We start from the raw sequence: 20,803 nt of genomic DNA, 5'->3' as shown, positions 1-20,803 counted from the left end.
GCCGCGGTTCATGGCAGTGCGAATATTCGACATATCTCCGTAGGCCGAGACAATGATGGTGGATAGACCGGCTTCTCTTTCTTGCAACTCCTGCAATAAAGTCAGGCCGTCCATGCGTGGCATGTTGATGTCGGTTACAACCAGGTCGACAACTTCGTCGCTTCCAACTATTTCCAAAGCTTCGATGCCGTCGCGCGCGAACACGAAGCTTATCCCTCCATCCCGTATCTGGCGCCGAAATTTCTGCAGGACCAGAGGTTCCAGATCCACCTCGTCGTCGACAAAAAGCACTCGCGGCGTCATGCGGCTTGTTCCACACGCAAGCGGATTTCTTCACGCAGGGATGCAAAATCGATCGGCTTGGTCAGAAAGCCCTTGGCGCCTTTTTCCACTGCCAAGCGCCTGGTTTCGGCATCTCCATACGCTGTGATCATGAACACCGGGACATCCGGTCGGGCGGCGCGCACTTTCGGTAGCAAATCCAGACCGCTCATGCCGGGCATATTGATGTCGGACAAGATGAGGATCAGCATTGCATCATTTATGCTGCGAATTGCGGCCAAGGCTTCGTCGGCACCAAGAGCGAACTGCATGGCGAATTCACCCGCCCGCAACTCCTTTCGAAACTGTTGGCGGAACAGGGTTTCGATATCGGCTTCGTCGTCAATCACGAGAACGAGCAAGTTCATGTCTATCCCCCTCAACGGCAGTTCGGGGCAGAATGACTCGAAACTCGGTAAACTTCCCCGGTTCGGTTTCCACCTCGATCCTACCACCATGTTGTTTGACGATGATATCGTGACTGATTGAAAGACCAAGGCCAGTGCCCTCTCCAGCCGGTTTGGTGGTGAAGAAGGGCGAAAACAATTTCTCCTGCACCTCGCCCGTTATCCCGGTGCCGTTGTCCCGAATGGCGATTTCAACGCAGTCCCCGAGGTTTCTTGTGGATGCTTTCAATGTTGGTTCATAAGCATGATCCGTTTGATCCGCTTTTCGTTTCATTGTTGCGTAAAAACCGTTTGAAATCAGGTTCAGAAGAACACGCGTAACTTCCTGCGGGTATAGATCCACTGAGCCTGTGTCTGGCGCCAACGAACGATCGATTGTTATGTTGAAGCCCTGCCGCTCGGCGCGAGCTCCATGGTAGGCAAGGTTCAGACTTTCCTCGACGATGGAATTGACGTCGACGACGCGATGTTCATCGGACCTCTGTCGGGAATGAAGCAGCATGTTCTTCACGATCGAGTCGGCCCGCTGACCATGTTGCACAATCTTTTCCAGATTGCCGCGCAGCATGTCCGCAAGTTCCCGGATATCCTCCGCTGCCTCTTTGTCGGCTAGCAACCCGTCAACCGCTTCCTTTAGTTCGTCTATGAGTTCGGTCGAAACCGAAGCGAAGTTATTGACAAAGTTGAGCGGGTTTTTGATTTCATGCGCAATTCCGGCGGTCAGTTGACCCAATGAGGCCAGCTTTTCGGTTTGCACCAAACGGTCCTGAGTTGCGCGGAGATCGCTCAGCGATTGCTCCAACTCCCTTGTGCGCGTCTCTGCATCGTCGAACAGGCGAACATTCTCTATGGCGATGGCCGCCTGGTCTGCAAACGTGCCGGCAAGTTCGATTTCTTTTTTGTTGAACGGGTCCGGCTCAAACCGGGTCAGCAACAATACACCGATAGCGCGGTTTTCGCGCAGCATCGGCACGGCAAGGATCGTGCGGTACCCTCCCAACTCCCGACCTTCCAGAAAGGTGTATTCGCGGTCATTCATGATATCGGGAATATGAACAATACGACGTTCGATCAGGGCCCTACCAATCGCCGTGCCACGTTCCTGCTCAGTTGGCATGATCCTGACAAATTCGTTGAATTCGGCGGAAGTCCCAAAGCTTGCCACCCGACCAAATTGACCATCCAGTTCCCGGGCAATTATCCCCTGGTCGGCGCGGCATAGCCGGGCCGCAGCTTCGACGAGGGTTTGGAGCACATTGGTCAAATTGAAAGCCGAGCGGGAAATCACCTTGAGCACATCCGCCGTAGCGATTTGTTGATCCAGAGACTCCCTCAACTCAAGAGATCTGGCCTCGACAGTATCGAACAGCTCGACATTGTTGATTGCGATCACCGCCTGGTCAGCGAATGTCGAAACCAGATCAATCTGTTTTTGCGTGAATGGTCGATTGGCCTCGCGCTGCATAGTTATGACGCCAATAGCCGTACCATCGCGAACCAGCGGAACCGCCAAAACGGCGCGGCGTCCCGCGTGGCCAATAATGCCCTTGTCATAGTCCGGATCGGCGGCAGTATCCGGGACATGCACAGCGCACAATTTTTTTGCTGCCCTGGCCGTCACCGACCCTTGTTGTCCGGGTTTGATGGGATGCGATTTCAAATAGTCTGTCAGGCTTTCAGATGCCTTGGTTTTTAGGTGTGCCACCAGTTTGTATATGCCATTGTCCAAACGGAAAATATGTGCGTCATTGGCGTGGCATAGCCGCTTTGCAGTACTAACGATGGCATCGAAGACAGGCTGAATTTCATTGGGTGTCCGAGAAATGACACCCAATACATCGCTCGTGGCAGTTTGGTAGTCCAACGTTTGTTGAAGTTCGTTGGTTCGCGCCTGAACTTCTTCGAACAACCGCACATTCTCGATTGCGATAACTGCTTGGTCGGCAAATGTCGTTGCAAGTTCGACCTGTTTCTCAGTGAAAGGTCGAACCACGGTGCGAGACAAGGCCAGAATTCCGATTGTCTCGCCGTCGCGCAACAACGGGACTCCCATGACAGACCGGTACCCGGCGATTTCCTGTAACTCTCCCCACGAGTATTCGCTGTCTTCCAACACGTCGACAATCTGAACCGGCTCGCGAGCTTTTGCGGTTCGACCGATCATCGTACCGGGGCCAGGGGTCACATCCAAAGGCGACAGGAATTCTTTTATTTTTGCATGCGACGTCTCGGAAAAACCGAAGCTTGCGGAAAACCTGTAGATGTCGCCGTGCCGCCGAAAGATCCACGCATTCTCGGCCTCGCACAGGGTTGCTGCGGAATGGGTCAACGTGTCGAGCACTGTCTGCAAATCGAAAGCAGAGCGCGATATCACTTTTAGCACGTCCGCTGTCGCGGTCTGTTGCTGCAGCGATTCACGTAATTCTTCCAACAACCGGGCGTTTTCGATGGCGATCATGGCCTGATTGGAAAATGTCCTGAAAATACCCAACTGTTTGTCAGACAAGGGCCCGGGTTTTTCCCGGATAACACTCAGAGCGCCAATCGCCTCATCATCACGAACCAAGGGAAATACCGTGATAGCGTTATTGCCACTGGCTAGAAGATTTTGGGCGCCTGCCTTCAGATCGTCAGGGGCTTGCGCAGCGTCAGATATGTCGACCAAACGTTTTTCCAGGAATGCAACACTATGAAGATACTCATGCGACAGCGGGATGGGGAAAACACCGCGAACCGCGGCCTCGTCCTCGTCATTCGATGCCGCGATGGCCACAACGTGAAGTTCTCGATCCTGCGGCTTTGCTATCGTAACTTTACAGCCTGGAAATAACTTGAGACCACTTTCGACAATCTCTTCGAACACTGGTTGCGCATCCGATAACGAGCTGGATATGACCGCCAGTATGTCGGCTGTCGCTGTTTGTTGTTCCAAGGCATCGGCAAGATCGCGGTTGCGCAACTCCACTTCCCGAAACAGGCGGGCGTTCTCGATCGCGATCACTGCTTGATCCGAAAAGTTTGAGACCAGCTCGATCTGGCGCTCATTGAATGGCTCGACCTTAGACTTGACTACTGTAATGACACCAATCAGATGATCCCCTTTCAACATCGGAACACCCAAGAGCGTCCGGCCTTGATAACGTGCCGTGAGTTCGCTCAGCTTGTATTCGGGATCGTTCAGTGAATCTTCGATCTGCACCGCTTGGCGTTCGAGAGCGGCCCGGCCCGCAACCGACCCTCTGTCCAATGGCAGAGGATGATCCCGAAGATATTGCTCTTGGCCTTTTGGCATGCCTGTACCCGCGGACGCCAGTTTCAAAAGGTTCGCTTCAAGAATGAAGGCGTGCGCCCGTTCCGCACCGCAAAGCCGTTTTGCAGTGTCGACCACGGTTCCAAGCACTGGTTCGGGATCAAATGACGTCCCGCTGATCATCTTCAAAAGGTCGGATGACGCTGCCCGTTGAACGCGCGCTTCTGCCAACTCCCTGTTCCGCTCGGCCAGATCCGTTTCAAGCTCCAAGGTTTTGGAGAGCAGACGAGATTTCTCGATGACCGCCGCGACCAAATAGGCGAATATGGAAAGATGGCTTGACGTGGTCTTATTGAAATTGCCCCCGTCACGACGGCCGACAACAATAGCGCCGGATGGATGTCCGTCGCAAACTATGGGAACCGAAAAAATACTCCGAACATCAACAGCGTCGACAAAATATCCTGACACTTCAATGCTGCTCTGGACGTCCTGAATAAAAACGACCTCTCCCTCCAAAAGCTTATCTTGTATGGAATGGTTGTGCAAAATGGCATTCAAAAGGTTTTTGAAACCGCTTTCGGTTTCTGAAGAACCTGCGCAAGTAGCGGCGGGCCATAACTTTCTTTCCTTCACTAGCAATATGCATCCACACTCTGACCCGCTGTCCATCACAATTGCTTCGATGATCTTTCCAAGAGCTGTCAGGAAGTCTGTATTTTCCTGCGAGGTGCCGTCTACGACACCGACCAAACGGTCATCCGAAGCGCTCCCAAGAGCAAGATCGTGGGACAGGACCCGAGACCCCTGATCCGTCCGCGCAGCAACTGCGAGCGTGTCCTTCTCTGGATTCGTGCCTTTTTCTTTGCGGGAACGTCCCGCTTTGCAGTTGTTGCCGGAATGGCCCATACGTCACCCCATATGAAGGTAATGACCAAGTTTGCTAATCCGGGATTGTATCACACGGCGTACTTTTCAAAGAAACAATTGTGCCGAGGGTGCTGTCAGACGACTTCGAACCAGTCTCTGCCAAGACAGTAACGCTGTCCCTTATGCCGCGCAGAAATCGCGCCACTCGGCGAGAGCGGCGGTACGGTTTTGCTTGAAGTGGTTTCGCTTCGAGAGGCTGCGATCCTGGTTGAAGTGGTTGAAGATGGAGGCGTGAACAGCTACGAATTTCTGCAGACTTCGCATCTGCCTGAAGCGTTGCATTGCTCGTTTTCTTCTTCGAAACGGCAGGTGTGAATTCTCAACGCGGTTGTTGAGCCAGCGACCGCACGCCTGCAGATCATCGCACCCCAGATCGCGAAGTGCAGCCTTGTATGAAGCGAACCGATCGGTGACTAGGACCTCTGGTTGACCATACCGCCGCATCAATCTCCTGAACATTATCAATGCAGCGCGCTTGTTGCGCCGCTTGGTGACAACGCTTTCCAGCACTTCACCTTCGGGTGGTGTTAGACGGATGAGAACTAGTCTCAGCTCGGACAGTAACCCTGCCCTTTATGCCGCAGCAAGTTGATGCCACTCGGCTAGAGCGGCGGCGCGGTTGAGCTTGAAATTCTGTCTGCTGGTGAGGCTGCGCTCCGAGTTGAAGTGATTGAAGACCGAGGCGTGGACGGAAGCAAATTTCTGCAGACTTCGCATTCGCCGAAAGCGTTACATTGCCCGTTCTCGTTGTCGGAATGGCAGATGTGAATTCTCGGCCCTGTTGTTCAGCCAGCGGTGCTGTCAGACCAATTCGAACCAGTCTCCACAAGGACAGTGACGCTGCCCCTTATGCCGCGCAGACAGATTCTAACCAGTCTCAGTTTCCCAACAACCACGGGAACTCAGGCGGAACATAGCTGACGCCACTCGGCGAGAGCGGCGTTGCGGATCAGCTTGAAGTTTTCGCGGGTGTAGAGGTGGCGCTCCTGGTTGAAATGGTTGTAAACGGAGGAATGAACGGCGGCGAACTTCTGCAAACTTCGCATGCGCCGGAAGCGCTGCATGGCCCGTTCTCTTCGTCGGAATGGCAGGTGCGAATTCTCAACCCGATTGTTCAACCAACGGCCTGTATGCTGCAGATCGGCCGCTCCAACCTCCCGCAACGCCGCACGGTACGAAGGGAGGCGGTCCGTCACCAGAACTTCCGGCCGACCGTAGCGCCGCATCAATTTTCTGAGGAATTTCAGGGCGGCTCGCTTGTCTCGACGTTTCGTTACCACGGCTTCCAGAACTTCGCCTTCGTGATCAACAGCTCGCCACATGTAGTGAGATTTGCCGTTGATCTTCACGAAAACCTCCTCGACATGCCACTGCCATCGCCGCCCGGATCGCAGTCTTTCCGCCCGCCGACGCCGGATTTCTGACTCGAACATCGGACCAAATCTGTTCCCCAGAAACGGATCGTCTCGTGGCTCACATCAATACCGCGCTCGTGCAGCAGATCTTCGACATTCCGCAGCGAAAATGGGAAACGAACGTACATCAAAACCGCCAGGCGGATAATTTCCGGGCTGCTATGGAAGTATTTGAATGGATCACGCCTGAGCATGGCCGGAGGCTACGAAACCGCCCTGCCCGCCTCAACCAAATTCCTTCTGACAACACCGGCGGCGCTAAGCTTAAGGCGTTGCACCATCTCGACCGGCATCATGACGCGAACTCGCGGCAAAGAGAAAGGTGAAACGCCTGGCCGCGGCAAGTTTCCCAAGGGTAATTTGCGGGCACCGGATTGATCCAACGGCGCTCGTTTCGCGTAAATATTCATAAGCTATGAAAAGGAATACGCCGCATGCCCATCTACACCGAAACTTCTGAATGCCCCCGCATCGTCATCGTGGGGGCGGGGATCACCGGGCTTTGCGCCGCTCGCGATCTCGCCGCCCGCGTTGTTGCGCGGCTGGACTTTGACGGGCCGTTCCTGCGCAGCTGGCTCCACAACCTGAACAGCTGTTACGTGCCTGAGCCGATCCGGATTCGACAACACGCGCCGGCGAGGCCGCGCGCATGAGGAGATGTCTGATGACCACACTACTTCTCCTCGCGCTGTTCGGCGCGGGGCTCTATGCCTGGCCGCGCTTGATGGGATTCGAGTCCCAGCAGTCAGAGGACTATGCCGGAACCACGCCCGTCTTCGACATCCGCAGGCATCTTTCGGGCCCCATGCGCGCCGAAGGCGTAATCTTCGGGCCGACGGGGGGGATGAACCAGAGTTTCGTGGCCAATATGGAGGGCGCGTGGGACGGCGCCACCGGCCGGCTGTCCGAAACCTTCCGCTATTCAAGCGGCACCGAGCAGATGCGCGAATGGACCCTGCGGCTCGGCAATGACGGCGAGATCATCGGGACCGCGCCCGACATCGTGGGCGAAGCACGCGGCCGCCAGTCCGGCGCCACGGTGATGCTACGCTATCGGTTGCGTCTGCCCGAAACCGCCGGCGGACATGTTCTCGACGTGGTGGACTGGCTCTACCTGACCGAGGACGGGGTGATCCTCAACAAGTCGGTGATGCGCAAATTCGGCATCAATGTGGCCGAGTTGGTTGCAACAATGCGCCCGGCAAGGGAGGCCGAGATCGTTGCCGAATGATCCTTTCGTCGGCCGGCACTGGTGGGTGATCGGCGCCTCAGAAGGCCTCGGGCATGCACTAGCCGTCGAGCTTGCCGTGGCAGGGGCAACGGTGACCGCGTCGGCCCGAAATTCCCAGCGGCTGGCCGCGATGGCTGGCGAGGCGTTGAATATCACGGCCCTGCCCATGGACGTGACCGACGCAGGTTCGGTGGCGGCCGCATGCGCCGCCGTGCCCGCGCCCTTCGGCGTCATCTACGCCGCGGGCGCCTACGAACCGATGAGCGGGCGCAGCTGGCGCCCCGGCGCGGCCGAAGCCATGGCCGAGGTTAATTTCACCGGCGCGCTCAGGGTGCTTTCCCATCTCGTGCCGGCCATGGCCGCACGGGGCGAAGGGCGGGTCGTCTTGATTGGTTCGCTTGCTGGATTTCGCGGCTTGCCGGGTGCAGTCGGCTATGGCGCCTCGAAGGCCGCGCTCATGCATCTGGCCGAGAATCTGCGCGCAGATCTGCGCGGCACGGGCGTAACCGTCCAGCAGGTCAACCCCGGCTTCATCCGCACCCGGCTGACGGCGAAAAACGACTTTGCCATGCCCCAGATCATGGAGCCCGAAGAGGCGGCGCAGCGCGTGATGCGTGCGATCCGACACGGGCGCTTCTCGACGAGCTTTCCCGCGCCCTTCTCCTGGCTCTTCACGCTCGGAAGCAAGCTTCCACTGCCGCTCTTTCATGCCCTGTTCGCTCGACAATCTGCGGAGTGAGAACACATGAACGCCAAGTCGCTCCCCCATCCGCATCGAGCCGCGCCAACGCCGCGCGATCCGGCTTTGTCGGTATATCATGATGGCGCCTGTCCTCTCTGCCGGGCGGAAATTGCCTTCTACCGCCGCCAGCGCGGCGCCGAGAAAATCGCCTTCGTCGACGTCGCCCGAGAGGACACAGCCCTGCCCGAGGGTGTAAGCCGCGCCTCTGCGCGGGCACGCTTTCATGTTGAGACGGCCCAGGGCCAGGTGATTTCGGGCGCGGCCGCCTTTCTCGCGCTGATGGCCACGCTGCCCCGGCTGCGGCCTTTTGCGCGGATCGGCGGGCTGCCCGGAATCCGCAAGCTGCTCGAAGGGCTCTATCTCCTGTTTCTTCTCCTCCGCCCGGTGCTCGCCGGCGCGTTCGTGCGGCTACAGCGGATGAAGAGCCGATGACCCGGGTAGTCACAAATGACGGGGCCAGCCGCATTCCTGCAGTGAGGGTGGCGATTCTTGCCGCCGCGCTCGCGGCGGTGGGCGTGCCGCTCTACATTCACCTGCCGCGCTTTGCGAGCGCTGAGCTCGGGCTCACCCTCGGCCAAATCGGAGCGCTTCTGGGCCTCATCCGGGTGGTAGACGTCGTGCAGGACCCGCTTCTCGGCCGGCTGACCGATCGTTTCGCTTCGCATCGCGGGCGGTTCGCGACCCTGGCGCTTGGCGGGCTGGCGGTTGGGGTGGTCTGGGTCTTCGCGGTGGTCCCTTCGCAGGGCGGGGTGGGCGCCCTTGCGGCGGCGCTGGCTCTGACCTTCACTGCCTATTCTCTGGGTACACTGTTGCTCTATGGCCAGAGCGTCAGCATTGCCGGCAGCGACGCGCCAGCGGCCCAGTTGCGGCTTGCCGGTGCGCGCGAGCTCGGGATTCTGGCCGGCGTCGCGCTCGGGGCGATGGGGCCGCAGCTTCTCGGCCTCGCCTTTCCCGATGCAGGCGGATACCCGGCCTTCGCCTGCGCCGCGGCGGCGCTCGCCATCGTCGCGGCATGGGCTTCCCGCCCGCTCTGGCGCCGCCCGGTTGCGTTCAGCCCTCCGCCGAACCTCGGCGCGCTCTTGCGCTCGGGGGCGGGTTGGGTGCTGACCTTGGGGTTCGTCAACGGCCTACCGGTGGCGGTGACAACGACGCTGTTTATCTTCTTTGTCGATCAGCGCCTGGGCCTCTCGCATCTGGCGGGCGCGTTTCTCGTTCTCTTCTTCGCCGCCGGCGGACTCAGCGCCCCAGCCTGGGCGCGCGCTGCCACGCGATACGGCCCCCGCCCGGTGCTGGCCGGGGCCATGTGCCTTGCCATCGCAAGCTTTGTCTGGGCCTACGCGCTGCCCTCCGGCGCGGCGCTCTCCTTTGCCGTCATCGCCGCCGCCTCCGGGGTTGCACTTGGGGCCGATGGCGTGATTCTGACCAGCCTTCTGGCAAGCACGCTCGGTCGCGCCGGGCTGCCGGCGGGGCAGGCGTTTGGGCTCTGGAGCTTTCTGGCCAAGGCGTCGCTCGCCCTCGCCGCGGCGGTAATGCTGCCCGTCCTCGGCCTCGTCGGCTTCGACCCCGCCGGCTCCGATGACGCCGCGGCGCTCGATGCGCTCAACGCGGCCTACGCGCTGGTGCCTTGCGCGCTCAAGATCCTGTCCCTTGCCCTTCTCGCCTTTCTGCCGCGCAACCTGTTCACGGGCAGCGCGCAAACCGAAACCACCTCTCACCCGGAGCCAAGCCAATGCGCAGAACCCTTGCCACCCTCGCCGCGCAACCTGTTCACGGGCAGCGCGCAAACCGAAACCACCTCTCACCCGGAGCCAAGCCAATGCGCAGAACCCTTGCCACCCTCGCCGCCAGCTGCCTCGCGGTCAGCGCAGTGACCGGTGCGGCCCGCGCGGGCGACATGCCCATCGACAGCTTCGACGCACCCGCCGAGGTGCGCTGGCAGTTCTTCGCGGACACGGTGATGGGAGGCGTGTCGGAGGGCCGAATGACGTTCTTGACCGACGATGGCGCCAACTTCGCACGCCTCGAAGGCAAGGTCAGCACCGCGAACAATGGCGGCTTCATCCAGATGCGCATCCGGCTTGATATGCCGCCTCCGGCATCCGCGCGCGGCATCCGCCTCGTCGCGCGCGGCAATGGCGAGACCTATTTCGTGCACCTGCGGACCCGCGGCACAGCGCTGCCTTGGCAGTATTACCAGGCTCCCTTCCCGACCTCGGCCGACTGGCAAGAGGTGCGGATTCCGCTCACCGCCTTCGAACCGTCGGGTCAGTTTTTGCGCGCGACACCGCGTGCAACCGGTATCCGGTCCGTTGCAGTCGTGGCTTTCGGGCGGGAGCACTCGGCGCGGGTCGATCTGCGCTATCTTGGTTTCTACGACTAGGCGCCCGACAAAGTGTGTCACTGAACCAACCCGGAGACTGCTTCATGCCCTTCCTTCTTCTCCTTCTGCCCTTCCTGCTTGCCGTGATCGCCGCGGCATCCAGCGGGATGCTGTTTCCCGCAAACGGTCCGTGGTACCAGTCACTGAACGCGCCCTCCTTCCGCCCGCCCAACTGGCTCTTCGGCCCGGTGTGGACCGCGCTCTACCTGATGATCGCCGTCGCCGGTGCGCGCCTCGCCGCGCAGGCCGGACAGGGTGCGACGCTGGTGGGGTTGGCGCTCGGGCTCTGGACCTTGCAGATCACGCTGAACACGCTCTGGACACCGACTTTCTTTGGCGCCCACGCGCTTGGGGCGGCATTGGTCATCATTGGTGCGCTTTGGCTCGCCATCGCCGCGCTGACCGTCGTCGCTTTCCAGATTGACCGGGTCTCGGGGTGGCTCTTGGTGACCTATCTCGGCTGGGTGAGCTTTGCGGCGGTGCTCAACTGGGCCTTCTGGCGCCTCAACTGACGTGGCCTCGTGTGATCCGCCGGGATTTCGGCAACGTATCTTGGCAAATGGGAGAGGAAGGATGAACAGACGACAATTCGGCGTCATCTCGGCCGCCGCCGCAGCGATGACAACCCTTCCCCAAGTCGCGCGGGCCGAGACTGCATGGGATTTCACTTTCGAGGCGCTCGAGGGCGGGCCGATGCCGCTCTCTCGATGGCGTTGCAAGGTTCTTCTCATCGTCAACACAGCATCCTTTTGCGGCTACACGCGGCAATATGCCGATCTCGTGGAGGTCTGGCAGGACTACCGCGACCAGGGCCTGGTGGTGATTGGGGCGCCGTCCAACGACTTTCGGCAGGAGTATGAAGAAGCGGACAAGATCAAGGATTTCTGCGAACTCACCTACGGCGTGGACTTCCCGATGACCGCGCCGGTGCATGTGGTGGACGAGGCCGCGCACCCGTTCTTCAGTTGGGCCGCAGCCGAGACAGGCCAAAGGGTGCGTTGGAACTTCAACAAGTATCTGATCGGGCGCGACGGGCGGATCGTTACATGGATGCCAAGCGGCCTCGAGCCGACCGCGCGCAAGGCCCGCGCCGCGATCGACGCCGCGCTGGCTGCGCCCGGGACATGAGTGCGGCGCGGGCCGCGGCCCTCTTGGGCGCGGCGGGACTCATACCCTTCTGGGGTTTCGCGATCGCAGCCCACCTCTCGCCCGGCATCGGGCTGACCCATGTGGCGCTTCAGGCCGAGATCATCTGGGGCGCGGTGATCCTTGCCTTTATGGCCGGCGCGCGCTGGGCGATGATCCTGGCCACGGGCGGCAGCGCGTTGCGCCTTGCCGGGTTCGCACTCATGAGCCTGCCTGCGCTCATCGCGCCCTTGTTGGCGCCGCTCCCCGCGCTGGGCCTTCTGGGGCTCGCCTTCATCGGGCTCCTTGCCGCAGAGCTTGCGCCCTCTGCCCGGGCGGAGGCACCCGTATGGTATCCAAGGCTGCGAATTGCGCTGGCGCTTGGCGTCCTGACCGCTTTCGGCCTTGCGGCGCTTGCGGCATGAAGGTCAGACGTCCTCGTCAGAGTCCATGCGCGCAAGGAACGCCTCTGCCTCATTCAGGATGCGCGCCCGAGTGTCGTCGTCGCGGCGCTCCCAGCCGCGATAGATCGGCCCCATACGCGGGTTCCGGGCAAAGCGGTCGCGATGGCGGTCGAGGAAATGCCAATAAAGCAGGTTGAAGGGACAGGCCTTTTCCCCGGTCTTCGCCCTGACGTCGTAGGCGCAGCCACGGCAGTAGTCAGACATCCGGTCGATATAGGCGCCCGAGGAGACGTAGGGTTTGGACGCCACGATGCCGCCGTCGGCGAACTGGCTCATGCCGAGCGTGTTGGGCGCCTCGACCCATTCGAAGGCGTCGGCATAGACCGACAGATACCACTCGTGCACCTGCGTGGGGTCGATCCCCGCCAGAAGCGCGAAGCTGCCGGTAACCATGAGCCGCTGGATGTGATGGGCATAGGCGTGCTTGCGGGTCTGGCCAACCACCTCGGAAATGCAACGCATGCGCGTGGGCGCGCCCCAGTAGAAGGCCGGCAGCGGGCGGCGGTGGCCAAGCGCGTTGCGGCGGGTGTAACCCTGGCCTTCCAGCGACCAGACTCCGCGGATGAATTCGCGCCATCCGAGGATCTGGCGGATGAAGCCTTCGACGGCGTTCAGGGGCGCCCGGCCCGCGCGCCATTCGGCCTCGGCGGCGCGGCAGACTTCAGACGGCGAGAGAAGCCCAAGGTTGAGCGCGGGCGAGAGCAGCGAGTGGAACATCACCGGCGCACCCGCCACCATCGCATCCTGAAAATCGCCAAAGCGCGGCAGGCCATGGCGCAGAAACCAGGCCAGAAGAGTGCGCGCCTGATCCCGGTCGGTGGGCCAGGCGAAGGGCAGAAGCTCGCCGAAATGGTCGCCAAACCGCGCAGCGACAAGATCGAGCACCTCGCGCACCGTGTCATCGGGGTCAAAGGCCGGCGGGTCGGGAAAGCGCATCCCCGCCTTGGGCGCCTTGCGGTTCTCTGCGTCGAAATTCCAGCGCCCACCTACAGGCTTGTCGCCCTCCATCAGAAGGCCCGTCTTGCGCCGCATCTCGCGGTAGAACCATTCCATGCGCAGGCTCTTGCGCCCCTTGGCCCAGTCGGCGAAGTCGCGCGCCGAATAGAAGAAGCGGTCGTCCTCCGGCATTCGCATCTTTAACGGCACGTCCTCGAGCGCCGCAGCAAGCCGCCAGTCGCCGGGACGGGTGGCAATCACCTCGGCCGCGCCATGTGCAGCGGCCCGGCGCAAAAGCTCGCCCGGGATCGAACCTGTATTTTCGAGATCATCGAGCCGGCTGTAGTCAACGCGCCAGCCAGCCGCCCCGAGCAGCGCGGCGAATTTGCGCATCGCCGCGAAGACAAGCGCGATCTTCTGGGGGTGGTGGCGGACGTAGGTAGCCTCTGCCATCACCTCGGCCATCACCACCACGTCGCGGGTCGGATCGGCGGCGGCAAGCGCGGCGACGGTCTCGGTCAGCTGATCGCCGAGAACGAGGACGAGGCGCGGCGCTACCACGGCACCGCATCGCCGCGATGGTCGACGAAGCCGCCCGACTGGGCAGGCGTCAGCCCGTCCATCACATCCGTCAGACGTCGCGCGGCGTCGTCGGGCGCAAGCTTGTCGTGGCCGCGATAGGCAGTGGTAAACGGTGTGTCCACCGTGCCGGGGTGAAGGGCGACCAGCGCCGCCTGGCGGTGGGTGCGAGCAAGCTCGATTGCGGCCGTATGAACGATCTGGTTCGCCGCCGCCTTGGAAGCGCGATAGGAATACCAGCCGCCCAGACGGTTGTCGCCGATCGAACCCACCCGCGCCGTGAGCACCGCCGCCACGCATCGCGCATCGCGCGGCAGAAGGCGTGGCAGATGCCGCAGGACAAGTGCCGGGCCGATGGCGTTGAGTGCGAAGACTTCGGCCATGGCATCGGCGTCGATCTCGGCGAGGCTTTTTTCGGGTCTGCGGCCCGGTGGCGCAAGAATGCCGGTGGCCACGACGACACGCGAAAACGGTCCTTCGACGCCGCCCAGCACACGCTCGACCGAGACGGGGTCGGTGACATCAAGTCCGTCGGCGCGCCGCGAAAGGCCCGTGACGGAAAAGCCCCGACGCGCGAATTCGGCTGCGAAAGCAGCGCCAATTCCGCCCGAAGCACCGATGATGAGCGCATGTTCAGTCATGGTCGTTCCTCCTTGCGCGCGCCTTTCGGCAGGCGACGGAACAGTAGCGCACCGCCTGCCAGTCGCGCGCCCATTTCTTGCGCCAGGCGAAGGGTCGCCCGCAGCGGGCGCAGATCTTCACCGGCAAGTCGCATTTTCGGCGCATCTTCATCGTCAGAGATCGAGAGTCATCTGCCGACAGTCACCCGCGCGCCCTTTGCCACGCCTTCGTGGGCCTCGCCGGCTGCCGTGGCGGGCGAGAATTTCTGCCTTCGCCGCGCGAAACCCCTCTGCGCTCCGCGCTTCGGCCATGCGTGCCTTCGCCTCCCGCACCGCAACCGCTAGATCGACAATCGGCGCAGGGTAAAAACGGCCCAGGATGCGCCCAGCCCCGTCCCAGCGCCAGGGCTCGTGCAGGAAAGCATCGAGCACCGCGGCAAGCTCGGGCAGCCAACGGCGGGTGAAGCGCCCCTCTGGGTCATGGTCGCGACCCTGCTTGACGGGTTTGTAGATCCGCAGCGCATTGATGCCGGTGACGCCCGACTGCATCTGCACCTGCGGCCAGTGGATGCCTGGTTCGTAGTCGGTGAAGACCCGCGCGAGGTGAAGGCCTGTTGCCCGCCAGTCGAGCCAGAGGTGATAGCTTGCCACTGCCATGAGCATCGCACGCATGCGGAAGTTGGTCCAGCCGATGGAGATCAGGCAGCGCATGCAGGCGTCAAGAAACGGAAAGCCCGTCTCGCCGCCCGCCCAGGCCGAGAGCCGTGACGCGTCCGGCGCGCGCGTGCGCAGATCGTCGAGCGCGGGATGCATGGCGCGCGCCTCGAGGTCGGGAGCATCCTCAAGCTTCTGCATGAAGTGACTGCGCCAATGCAGCCGCTCCTCGAAAGCGGCGAGCCCTGGCAGCCAGCCGTTCGCCTCGCGTTCTGCGGCGCGCACCCGGGCGGCGCGTGTTGCCTGCGTCACTTCCCTGAGCGAGAGCGTGCCGAATGCCAGATGCGGCGACAGGCGCGAACAGGCCTCAGGCGCCGAAAGCGGGCTCGACATGCCACGTCGGTAGCGCACCGCGCGCTGCTCGAGGAAGGCGGTGAGCGTGGCTCGGGCTGCGGTGCGCCCGCCCTTCTGGCGACCGGCGCATGGGTCGGGGGCGATCCCCAGATCCGCGGGCGCGGGAAGGGCGCCGAGCGCAATCTCGCCGGTCGGTTCGAGTGCGGGCGGGGGCGGCACTATCGGTGCGGTCATCTCCGCCTCCCATCGGTCGGCCCAACCATTGCGCGAGGGCTGCCGCCGCGCCACCCCGCCCTGCGGCAGCTCGTGCCAGGGAATACCTTCAGCGCGCGTCCAGGCGGCAACCTTCCTGTCGCGGGCAAAACTCCACAAATTGCCCGTCTCCTCATGCGACCAGAGCGCGGCGATGCCGTGACGCGCGTGGATGTCGGCCAGAACCGCCACCGCGTCGCCCGTGCGGATCACCAGCGGCTGACCCAGGGCGGCCAGGCCGGCGCGAAGCTCTGCGAGGCATTCGCAGAGAAACTCAAAATGGCGACCCGAGGCATCCTCGGATCGCCAGTGGCCGGTTTCGACGATGTAGAGCGGCAGGACAGGACCGGCGGCGGCGGCGCGTGCGAGTGGCAGGTGATCCTGCACCCGCAGGTCGCGCTTGAACCACACAACCTCCATTGAAGAGGAGCGCCGATCCGAAACGATCTGCCGCCCTGACGTCACTCGGCGGGGATAATCACGGAGTCGATCACATGGATGACGCCGTTCGAAGTTTCGATATCGGCCTGCACGATCTTGGCGTTGTCAACCATCGGGCCATTGGCGAGCGAGATCCTCACTTCCTGACCCTGCACGGTCTTGGCCATGAGCCCATCCGAGAGATCGGAGGACATCACCTTGCCCGGCACCACGTGGTAGGTGAGGATGGCGGCGAGCTTGTCCTTGTTTTCAGGCTTCAGGAGTTCATCCACCGTGCCGTCGGGCAGCTTGGCAAAGGCGTCGTCAGTGGGCGCGAAGACGGTGAAGGGGCCATCGCCCTTCAGAACGTCTACGAGCCCGGCCGCCTGAACCGCGGCGACGAGTGTGTTGAAGCTTCCCGCTTCCACGGCTGTGTCGACAACGTCCTTGCTCATGTGCCCGTCGGCGATCGCGGGCGACGGTACGCTTGCAAATGTGGCCGCGGTGGCAAAGGTCGCGGCGGCTGCGGCCATCGACCAAGCGGTGGCCAAGGAAAGAAGGGGCATTCGAAACATTGGTGTGTCCTCCATTTGAGCTGTCTTCTAAATACGCGGTCGCCGGCAATCCGGATCACACGTCGCCCCAACAGGACCAAGACTTTTCGGCGGACCGGACTCGGAGGCATGAATGTCGATGCGCACCGCTGGTGACCGCCGCCCCCGGCGCCAGTCATCGAGGCGGGCGTAGATCGTGACCGCGATGCCCCCGAGCGCGACGGCGATGAACACCCAGCGGAGCGCATCGAGATACGGTACCAGCGGCAGGATCGCGGTCTGCGTCTCGGTCAGAACCTGCTGCGCCACCTCGACACCGGCCGCACCCAGCGTCGCGACACCCGCCGCGCCGCCGCCTTTCATGGTGCGGCTCTGCGCCAGGACCTCGCGCGCCGGCGGGGTCTCGGCCGCGAACCGCACCGGGCGCGCAGGGAAGCGCTCGCCCCACTGGCGCGCCGGGCCGAGGTCGATGTGCATGAAGCCCGAGCGAGGATAGAAGCCGAAACCGAGGAACCCGATCTCCCGCGCCGCCGTCTCGATCGCCACCGGGTCGTGGTTCGCCATGGCGATGTCGAAGGCCGCGCCATCCATGTGCTTCGAACGCGTCGCGCCTCCGACGGCACGGTTGTGCTCGGGGCTGCGATAGGCGGAACGCACGATCATCGGCTTGCTTAGCCGGTCGCGCAGCGCCTGCAGCTTGTCGAGAGCGGGCTCGTTGATCAGCAGTTTTCCGGTACCGCGGCAGGCAATTTCGGCGGGCGAGAAGTTGGGCCAGCGCCAGGTGTCGTCCGGCACGTCGCGCCAATGGTCGTAAAAGGTCGTGGTCATAGTGTCCTCCAGAAACAAGTTTCCGGCCCTTCGCAGCTAGGGAAGGTCCACTGGACCTTCCCGTCTGCCTTTCAGGCAGACCGCGGCTCACCCCGCCACTAGGGCGGGTTTGATTGGTCGGATGGTTCGTTCGTCTGCTCGGCTACGGCGATCCACCGAAGATCTTGAGCTTCAGTGCAATCCCGGCGAGGAGCGCCAACATCACCCCCGTGGTGATAAGATGCACCACTGTCTGAACGGCCGTGCGCCGCACGAAGCGGATGCAGTCGAGAAGTGAACGGAGATCGCGGATGTCGAGGGCGGCGTCCTTGCCATCGATCCCGGCATCGGCAAGCGCGCGTTTGGCACCTGCTTCAGCCGCGCGCGTCAGCATGGCCTGGAATTCGATCTCGGACATGCGCATGTCGCCCTGATCGGCTCGAGGTGGCGTCATGACGAGATAATTCCAACCTCTGTCGGCAGCGCGGCCGTGGTCCAGGGCGTGCTGTCGGCCGGGTTTACATCCCATGTCGAATAAACCGGCGACGGCATATCGGCGGACGGCGTACCGGGAGAAGCGTCGTAGTCCACGCCCCCGATCCTAAGGAACCCCGCAATGCCGGTCGGCCCGGCCGTGCCAAGCTGGGCCAGCTGTTTCACATGCACACCTGCGATGGTCGTTGCCCCGGCGGGTCCAGTTGGCCCCGACAGCGAAAACGACATGCGTTGACCGGCAATATCGCTCGCCGCGCGGGTGGTGATGTCGCCGTCCTTCACGGCATCGACGCCGCCTGAGAAGGCATCATAGGTCGCAACCAGATCGGGCGTGCGCCGAGCAAACCGCCGCCCAATGGTTGAGACGCCGTCGAGCACTGCGATATGGGCGTAATAGCAGGTGGCCGGGTTGTAGAAATCAAAGAGCCCGTGGTTCTTCCAGACACAACGAACGGGTGGGCCCTTGCCTCCGGTGTTCGCTGCTGTTGCGCTGCTCTGTAGGACCCCGTCGGCGTAGAACTCGATGGTGATGTCGGCGCCGACCGCGATCTTCACATCGATCCAATAGACCTGGTTCGTGGCAGCCGTGAAGGACGAGGCTCCATCGACATTGGTGTCACCCATTGCCATGGCGTGATACTTCTCATCGTCTCGCTCAGTTCGGACACGCGCGATCAGCGCATTCGTATCGTCGTAGAACTCCAGAAAGGTGCCGTCTGTACCGATAATGTGGGCGTTGACCGACGGTGCCTTGTATCGAAATCCCAGCCAGACATCACCGGCGGGCACAGACCACGAGGCCGAAAACGGGACCGCGCTCGTCTCACCTGTGTTGATCCGGACGCAGTTGACGTCGAGGTCGGCATCGAACCCCGCGGCTTCGGTGCTGACGCGGCCTTCGACGCCTGCAAGGTCCGTGACCTGGTGTCCGAGATGGAGGATGTGGCTCATGGAATTACCTCGATATAGAGAGCGGCCTCGCCGGCCGTGAGACGGGACTGGCCGCCCCATTCGTTGAAGATGTCGATGTCCGGTACTCGTTGCATCCAGCCATAGCCTAAATAAGACGAACGAAGAGAATCAGACCGAGTTGGTTTTGACAGGGCCGACGACACCATTCGTGGCCACACGAAGAACGGAACGCGTTCTTCTCGATGTGATCTCTAGCGCTCATTCGGAACTGTTCATCGTGAGTTTCGTCGCGCATGAGAGGCCTTCAATTCTGAAGGCCTTGAAGAAAGCGGCCGACAAAGGGGTTCAAGTGAATGTAGTCTTGGAATCCTCGGTGGACTCTGGCGGTGCTGTCAGACAGATTCTAACCAGCCTTAACAAGGGCAGTGACGCTGCCCCTTAGTGCGCGCCAAGTTGGCGCCACTCGGCGAGAGCCACATTGCGGTTCAGCTTGAAGTTCGCTCGGGTGTAGAGGTGGCGCTCCTGGTTGAAATGGTTGAATACGGAGGAATGAACGGCGGCGAACTTCGCAAGCGCCGGAGGCGCAGCATCGCTCGCTCTCGACGTCGGAATGGCAGGTGCGAATTCTCACCCGATTGTTCAACCAACGGCCTGTGTGCTGCAGATCGGCCGCTCCAACCTCCCGCAACGCCGCACGGTACGAAGGGAGGCGGTCCGTCACCAGAACTTCCGGCCGACCGTAGCGCCGCATCAATTTTCTGAGGAATTTCAGGGCGGCTCGCTTGTCTCGACGTTTCGTTACCACGGCTTCCAGAACTTCGCCTTCGTGATCAACAGCTCGCCACATGTAGTGAGATTTGCCGTTGATCTTCACGAAAACCTCCTCGACATGCCACTGCCATCGCCGCCCGGATCGCAGTCTTTCCGCCCGCCGACGCCGGATTTCTGACTCGAACATCGGACCAAATCTGTTCCACCAGAAACGGATCGTCTCGTGGCTCACATCAATACCGCGCTCGTGCAGCAGATCTTCGACATTCCGCAGCGATAATGGGAAACGAACGTACATCAAGACCGCCAGGCGGACAATTTCCGGGCTGCCATGGAAGTATTTGAATGGATCACGCCTAGGCATGGCCGGAGGCTACGAAACCGCCCTGCCCGCCTCAACCAAATTCCTTCTGACACGGCCGGTCACTGATCCCTCCGAGCCACATACTTGTCGCTTCAAGCCCTTTTCGCAACACAAAAAACATCTGCTCAATTTCACTTTCGCTAATGATAGCTTTCCAGAACCTCACCCTCGTGATCGACGGCTCGCCAAAGGTAATTGCGTTCGCCGTAGATCTTCACGAACGTCTCGTCCCAATGCTAGCACCAACGGCTCGATTGCAAACCCTCGACCCGGCGCCTCCGGATTTTGGAGGCGAACAGAGGTCCGAACCGGTGCCACCAGAACCGTACGGCTTCGCGACTGACATCAATGCCGCGTTCGTGGAGAAGATCCTCGACGTTGCGCAACGAGAGCGGAAAGGAACGTACAGCATGACCGCTAGGCGGATGATTTCGGGGCTGGTCCTAAAATAGTGAAACGGGGACCCTTTGATCATAGCTGGACGCTACAAAACCGCCCTGCCCGTCTCGAGACGAATTGCCCTGACAAAGCTCTAGTTAGGCGAAAATTTGCGCCAAATCACAAGATCGCCTCAGTTCAACCAAACTTTTCCCCATGTTCTCATGTCGATTTCGAACCCAGACTGCCAATGCGGATACACTTCGAAAGAGTTACCTGAAAGGACACTGGCCATGGCCTTAATTGCAGATGGGGTGCTCACACCCGGAAGCATGGACACCGGCAGCTACGGCAACCGGTTCGACGGGGTCACGGATGCCGACGGCGTGGTCAGCTTCACCTTTCAAGGCACCGGTAGCGACCTCGCGTTCAGCTTCGAGGG

At 61.4% G+C, this 20,803-nt stretch carries 21 protein-coding genes and 7 pseudogenes; 11 read left to right on the top strand and 17 right to left on the bottom strand.

Going from position 1 to position 20,803, the window contains the following annotated elements; translation table 11 throughout:
- From AC2FLX_RS19560 to AC2FLX_RS19530, 7 genes and pseudogenes are all read right to left on the bottom strand, one after another.
- Nucleotides 1-303, bottom strand: a 303-nt coding sequence (locus AC2FLX_RS19560) for a response regulator transcription factor (RefSeq protein ID WP_496875506.1), incomplete at its 3' end; no start/stop codon positions are given.
- The gene (locus AC2FLX_RS19555) at nucleotides 300-689 is read right to left on the bottom strand and encodes a response regulator (RefSeq protein WP_480752124.1); all 390 of its coding nucleotides are present in this window, start codon (nucleotides 687-689) and stop codon (nucleotides 300-302) included. The genes AC2FLX_RS19560 and AC2FLX_RS19555, both read right to left, overlap by 4 nt.
- The gene (locus AC2FLX_RS19550; RefSeq protein ID WP_496811165.1) at nucleotides 664-4,209 is read right to left on the bottom strand and encodes a GAF domain-containing protein; all 3,546 of its coding nucleotides are present in this window, start codon (nucleotides 4,207-4,209) and stop codon (nucleotides 664-666) included. The genes AC2FLX_RS19555 and AC2FLX_RS19550 overlap by 26 nt, the downstream gene beginning before the upstream one ends.
- Nucleotides 4,210-4,284: 75 nt before the next feature.
- Nucleotides 4,285-4,887, bottom strand: a pseudogene (locus AC2FLX_RS19545) (GAF domain-containing protein); the annotation flags it as partial.
- A 141-nt stretch (nucleotides 4,888-5,028) separates the two neighbouring features.
- A pseudogene (locus tag AC2FLX_RS19540) lies at nucleotides 5,029-5,448 on the bottom strand (DDE-type integrase/transposase/recombinase); the annotation flags it as partial.
- Between the two features lie 33 nt (nucleotides 5,449-5,481).
- A pseudogene (locus AC2FLX_RS19535) lies at nucleotides 5,482-5,703 on the bottom strand (DDE-type integrase/transposase/recombinase); the annotation flags it as partial.
- A 107-nt stretch (nucleotides 5,704-5,810) separates the two neighbouring features.
- Nucleotides 5,811-6,451, bottom strand: a pseudogene (locus tag AC2FLX_RS19530) (IS6 family transposase).
- Between AC2FLX_RS19530 and AC2FLX_RS19525 the strand changes: the two are divergent.
- The 10 genes from AC2FLX_RS19525 to AC2FLX_RS19480 all read left to right on the top strand — a co-directional run bounded on the left by AC2FLX_RS19525 (nucleotide 6,377) and on the right by AC2FLX_RS19480 (nucleotide 12,226).
- Nucleotides 6,377-6,649 (top strand): hypothetical protein, encoded by a 273-nt coding sequence (locus AC2FLX_RS19525; protein WP_480752138.1) that lies wholly within the window; start codon nucleotides 6,377-6,379, stop codon nucleotides 6,647-6,649. The pseudogene AC2FLX_RS19530 and the gene AC2FLX_RS19525 sit on opposite strands and share 75 nt — an antisense overlap.
- Nucleotides 6,650-6,757: 108 nt before the next feature.
- Nucleotides 6,758-6,976, top strand: coding sequence for an FAD-dependent oxidoreductase (locus AC2FLX_RS19520; RefSeq protein ID WP_480752121.1), 219 nt, complete (start codon nucleotides 6,758-6,760; stop codon nucleotides 6,974-6,976).
- 11 nt (nucleotides 6,977-6,987) lie between these two features.
- Complete coding sequence (locus AC2FLX_RS19515; protein ID WP_480752119.1) at nucleotides 6,988-7,554, top strand: DUF3833 domain-containing protein; 567 nt, start codon at nucleotides 6,988-6,990, stop codon at nucleotides 7,552-7,554.
- On the top strand, nucleotides 7,544-8,293 hold the full coding sequence (locus tag AC2FLX_RS19510) for an SDR family NAD(P)-dependent oxidoreductase (protein WP_480752118.1): 750 nt from the start codon (nucleotides 7,544-7,546) through the stop codon (nucleotides 8,291-8,293). Before AC2FLX_RS19515 ends, AC2FLX_RS19510 begins: the two co-directional genes overlap by 11 nt.
- 6 nt (nucleotides 8,294-8,299) lie before the next feature.
- Complete coding sequence (locus AC2FLX_RS19505; protein WP_480752116.1) at nucleotides 8,300-8,728, top strand: thiol-disulfide oxidoreductase DCC family protein; 429 nt, start codon at nucleotides 8,300-8,302, stop codon at nucleotides 8,726-8,728.
- A complete protein-coding gene (locus AC2FLX_RS19500; protein ID WP_496811161.1) occupies nucleotides 8,725-10,167 on the top strand; it encodes an MFS transporter in 1,443 nt (480 codons plus the stop codon). The genes AC2FLX_RS19505 and AC2FLX_RS19500 overlap by 4 nt, the downstream gene beginning before the upstream one ends.
- Entirely contained in the window at nucleotides 10,113-10,676 is a 564-nt protein-coding gene (locus AC2FLX_RS19495; protein WP_480752114.1) for a CIA30 family protein, read from the top strand. Before AC2FLX_RS19500 ends, AC2FLX_RS19495 begins: the two co-directional genes overlap by 55 nt.
- 44 nt (nucleotides 10,677-10,720) lie before the next feature.
- Nucleotides 10,721-11,188 carry a TspO/MBR family protein gene (locus tag AC2FLX_RS19490; protein WP_480752112.1) on the top strand — a complete coding sequence of 156 codons (468 nt, stop codon included), beginning with the start codon at nucleotides 10,721-10,723 and terminating at the stop codon, nucleotides 11,186-11,188.
- Nucleotides 11,189-11,249: 61 nt separating this feature from the next.
- A complete protein-coding gene (locus AC2FLX_RS19485; protein ID WP_480752110.1) occupies nucleotides 11,250-11,804 on the top strand; it encodes a glutathione peroxidase in 555 nt (184 codons plus the stop codon).
- Nucleotides 11,801-12,226 (top strand): DUF3429 domain-containing protein, encoded by a 426-nt coding sequence (locus tag AC2FLX_RS19480; protein WP_480752108.1) that lies wholly within the window; start codon nucleotides 11,801-11,803, stop codon nucleotides 12,224-12,226. Before AC2FLX_RS19485 ends, AC2FLX_RS19480 begins: the two co-directional genes overlap by 4 nt.
- 3 nt (nucleotides 12,227-12,229) lie before the next feature.
- On the opposite strand, the gene AC2FLX_RS19475 is transcribed toward AC2FLX_RS19480, so the two are convergent.
- The 8 genes and pseudogenes from AC2FLX_RS19475 to AC2FLX_RS19440 form a co-directional block, all read right to left on the bottom strand.
- Complete coding sequence (locus AC2FLX_RS19475; protein WP_496811162.1) at nucleotides 12,230-13,762, bottom strand: cryptochrome/photolyase family protein; 1,533 nt, start codon at nucleotides 13,760-13,762, stop codon at nucleotides 12,230-12,232.
- Complete coding sequence (locus AC2FLX_RS19470) at nucleotides 13,756-14,421, bottom strand: SDR family NAD(P)-dependent oxidoreductase (RefSeq protein WP_480752106.1); 666 nt, start codon at nucleotides 14,419-14,421, stop codon at nucleotides 13,756-13,758. Before AC2FLX_RS19470 ends, AC2FLX_RS19475 begins: the two co-directional genes overlap by 7 nt.
- Nucleotides 14,414-14,566 (bottom strand): DUF2256 domain-containing protein, encoded by a 153-nt coding sequence (locus AC2FLX_RS19465; RefSeq protein ID WP_480752137.1) that lies wholly within the window; start codon nucleotides 14,564-14,566, stop codon nucleotides 14,414-14,416. The genes AC2FLX_RS19470 and AC2FLX_RS19465 overlap by 8 nt, the downstream gene beginning before the upstream one ends.
- 8 nt (nucleotides 14,567-14,574) lie before the next feature.
- Nucleotides 14,575-16,080, bottom strand: coding sequence for an FAD-binding domain-containing protein (locus tag AC2FLX_RS19460; RefSeq protein ID WP_480752104.1), 1,506 nt, complete (start codon nucleotides 16,078-16,080; stop codon nucleotides 14,575-14,577).
- 41 nt (nucleotides 16,081-16,121) lie between these two features.
- Complete coding sequence (locus AC2FLX_RS19455) at nucleotides 16,122-16,613, bottom strand: fasciclin domain-containing protein (protein WP_480752135.1); 492 nt, start codon at nucleotides 16,611-16,613, stop codon at nucleotides 16,122-16,124.
- A 177-nt stretch (nucleotides 16,614-16,790) separates the two neighbouring features.
- A pseudogene (locus AC2FLX_RS19450) lies at nucleotides 16,791-17,462 on the bottom strand (YcbK family protein); the annotation flags it as partial.
- A 142-nt stretch (nucleotides 17,463-17,604) separates the two neighbouring features.
- A complete protein-coding gene (locus AC2FLX_RS19445; protein ID WP_496811164.1) occupies nucleotides 17,605-17,895 on the bottom strand; it encodes a DUF6127 family protein in 291 nt (96 codons plus the stop codon).
- Nucleotides 17,892-18,887, bottom strand: coding sequence for an FscB (locus AC2FLX_RS19440; protein ID WP_480752101.1), 996 nt, complete (start codon nucleotides 18,885-18,887; stop codon nucleotides 17,892-17,894). Before AC2FLX_RS19440 ends, AC2FLX_RS19445 begins: the two co-directional genes overlap by 4 nt.
- Nucleotides 18,888-19,056: 169 nt before the next feature.
- Here AC2FLX_RS19440 and AC2FLX_RS19435 point away from each other — a divergent pair, with 169 nt between their 5' ends.
- A complete protein-coding gene (locus AC2FLX_RS19435; RefSeq protein ID WP_480752100.1) occupies nucleotides 19,057-19,290 on the top strand; it encodes a phospholipase D-like domain-containing protein in 234 nt (77 codons plus the stop codon).
- Here AC2FLX_RS19435 and AC2FLX_RS19430 read toward each other — a convergent pair.
- Together AC2FLX_RS19430 and AC2FLX_RS19425 are read right to left on the bottom strand one after the other, a co-directional pair.
- Nucleotides 19,287-19,983 (bottom strand): annotated as a pseudogene (locus AC2FLX_RS19430) (IS6 family transposase). The gene AC2FLX_RS19435 and the pseudogene AC2FLX_RS19430 sit on opposite strands and share 4 nt — an antisense overlap.
- 146 nt (nucleotides 19,984-20,129) lie before the next feature.
- A pseudogene (locus AC2FLX_RS19425) lies at nucleotides 20,130-20,458 on the bottom strand (IS6 family transposase); the annotation flags it as partial.
- Between the last annotated feature and the right edge of the window lie 345 nt (nucleotides 20,459-20,803).

It is taken from the genome of Ruegeria sp. YKSF57 (genome assembly GCF_059612585.1).
Note: the sequence above shows the minus strand (reverse complement) of the source record. Positions and strands in the feature narration are given on the sequence as shown.

Bases quoted from the DNA above. Each gene is read 5' to 3' on its own strand.
- AC2FLX_RS19505 (WP_480752116.1), top strand. From the start codon at position 8,300: ATGAACGCCAAGTCGCTCCCCCATCCGCATCGAGCCGCGCCAACGCCG.
- AC2FLX_RS19520 (WP_480752121.1), top strand. From the start codon at position 6,758: ATGCCCATCTACACCGAAACTTCTGAATGCCCCCGCATCGTCATCGTG.
- AC2FLX_RS19495 (WP_480752114.1), top strand. From the start codon at position 10,113: ATGCGCAGAACCCTTGCCACCCTCGCCGCCAGCTGCCTCGCGGTCAGC.
- AC2FLX_RS19485 (WP_480752110.1), top strand. From the start codon at position 11,250: ATGAACAGACGACAATTCGGCGTCATCTCGGCCGCCGCCGCAGCGATG.
- AC2FLX_RS19515 (WP_480752119.1), top strand. From the start codon at position 6,988: ATGACCACACTACTTCTCCTCGCGCTGTTCGGCGCGGGGCTCTATGCC.
- AC2FLX_RS19490 (WP_480752112.1), top strand. From the start codon at position 10,721: ATGCCCTTCCTTCTTCTCCTTCTGCCCTTCCTGCTTGCCGTGATCGCC.
- AC2FLX_RS19460 (WP_480752104.1), bottom strand. From the start codon at position 16,080: ATGGAGGTTGTGTGGTTCAAGCGCGACCTGCGGGTGCAGGATCACCTG.
- AC2FLX_RS19500 (WP_496811161.1), top strand. From the start codon at position 8,725: ATGACCCGGGTAGTCACAAATGACGGGGCCAGCCGCATTCCTGCAGTG.
- AC2FLX_RS19445 (WP_496811164.1), bottom strand. From the start codon at position 17,895: ATGACGCCACCTCGAGCCGATCAGGGCGACATGCGCATGTCCGAGATC.
- AC2FLX_RS19440 (WP_480752101.1), bottom strand. From the start codon at position 18,887: ATGAGCCACATCCTCCATCTCGGACACCAGGTCACGGACCTTGCAGGC.
- AC2FLX_RS19555 (WP_480752124.1), bottom strand. From the start codon at position 689: ATGAACTTGCTCGTTCTCGTGATTGACGACGAAGCCGATATCGAAACC.
- AC2FLX_RS19470 (WP_480752106.1), bottom strand. From the start codon at position 14,421: ATGACTGAACATGCGCTCATCATCGGTGCTTCGGGCGGAATTGGCGCT.
- AC2FLX_RS19480 (WP_480752108.1), top strand. From the start codon at position 11,801: ATGAGTGCGGCGCGGGCCGCGGCCCTCTTGGGCGCGGCGGGACTCATA.
- AC2FLX_RS19465 (WP_480752137.1), bottom strand. From the start codon at position 14,566: ATGCGCCGAAAATGCGACTTGCCGGTGAAGATCTGCGCCCGCTGCGGG.
- AC2FLX_RS19455 (WP_480752135.1), bottom strand. From the start codon at position 16,613: ATGGCCGCAGCCGCCGCGACCTTTGCCACCGCGGCCACATTTGCAAGC.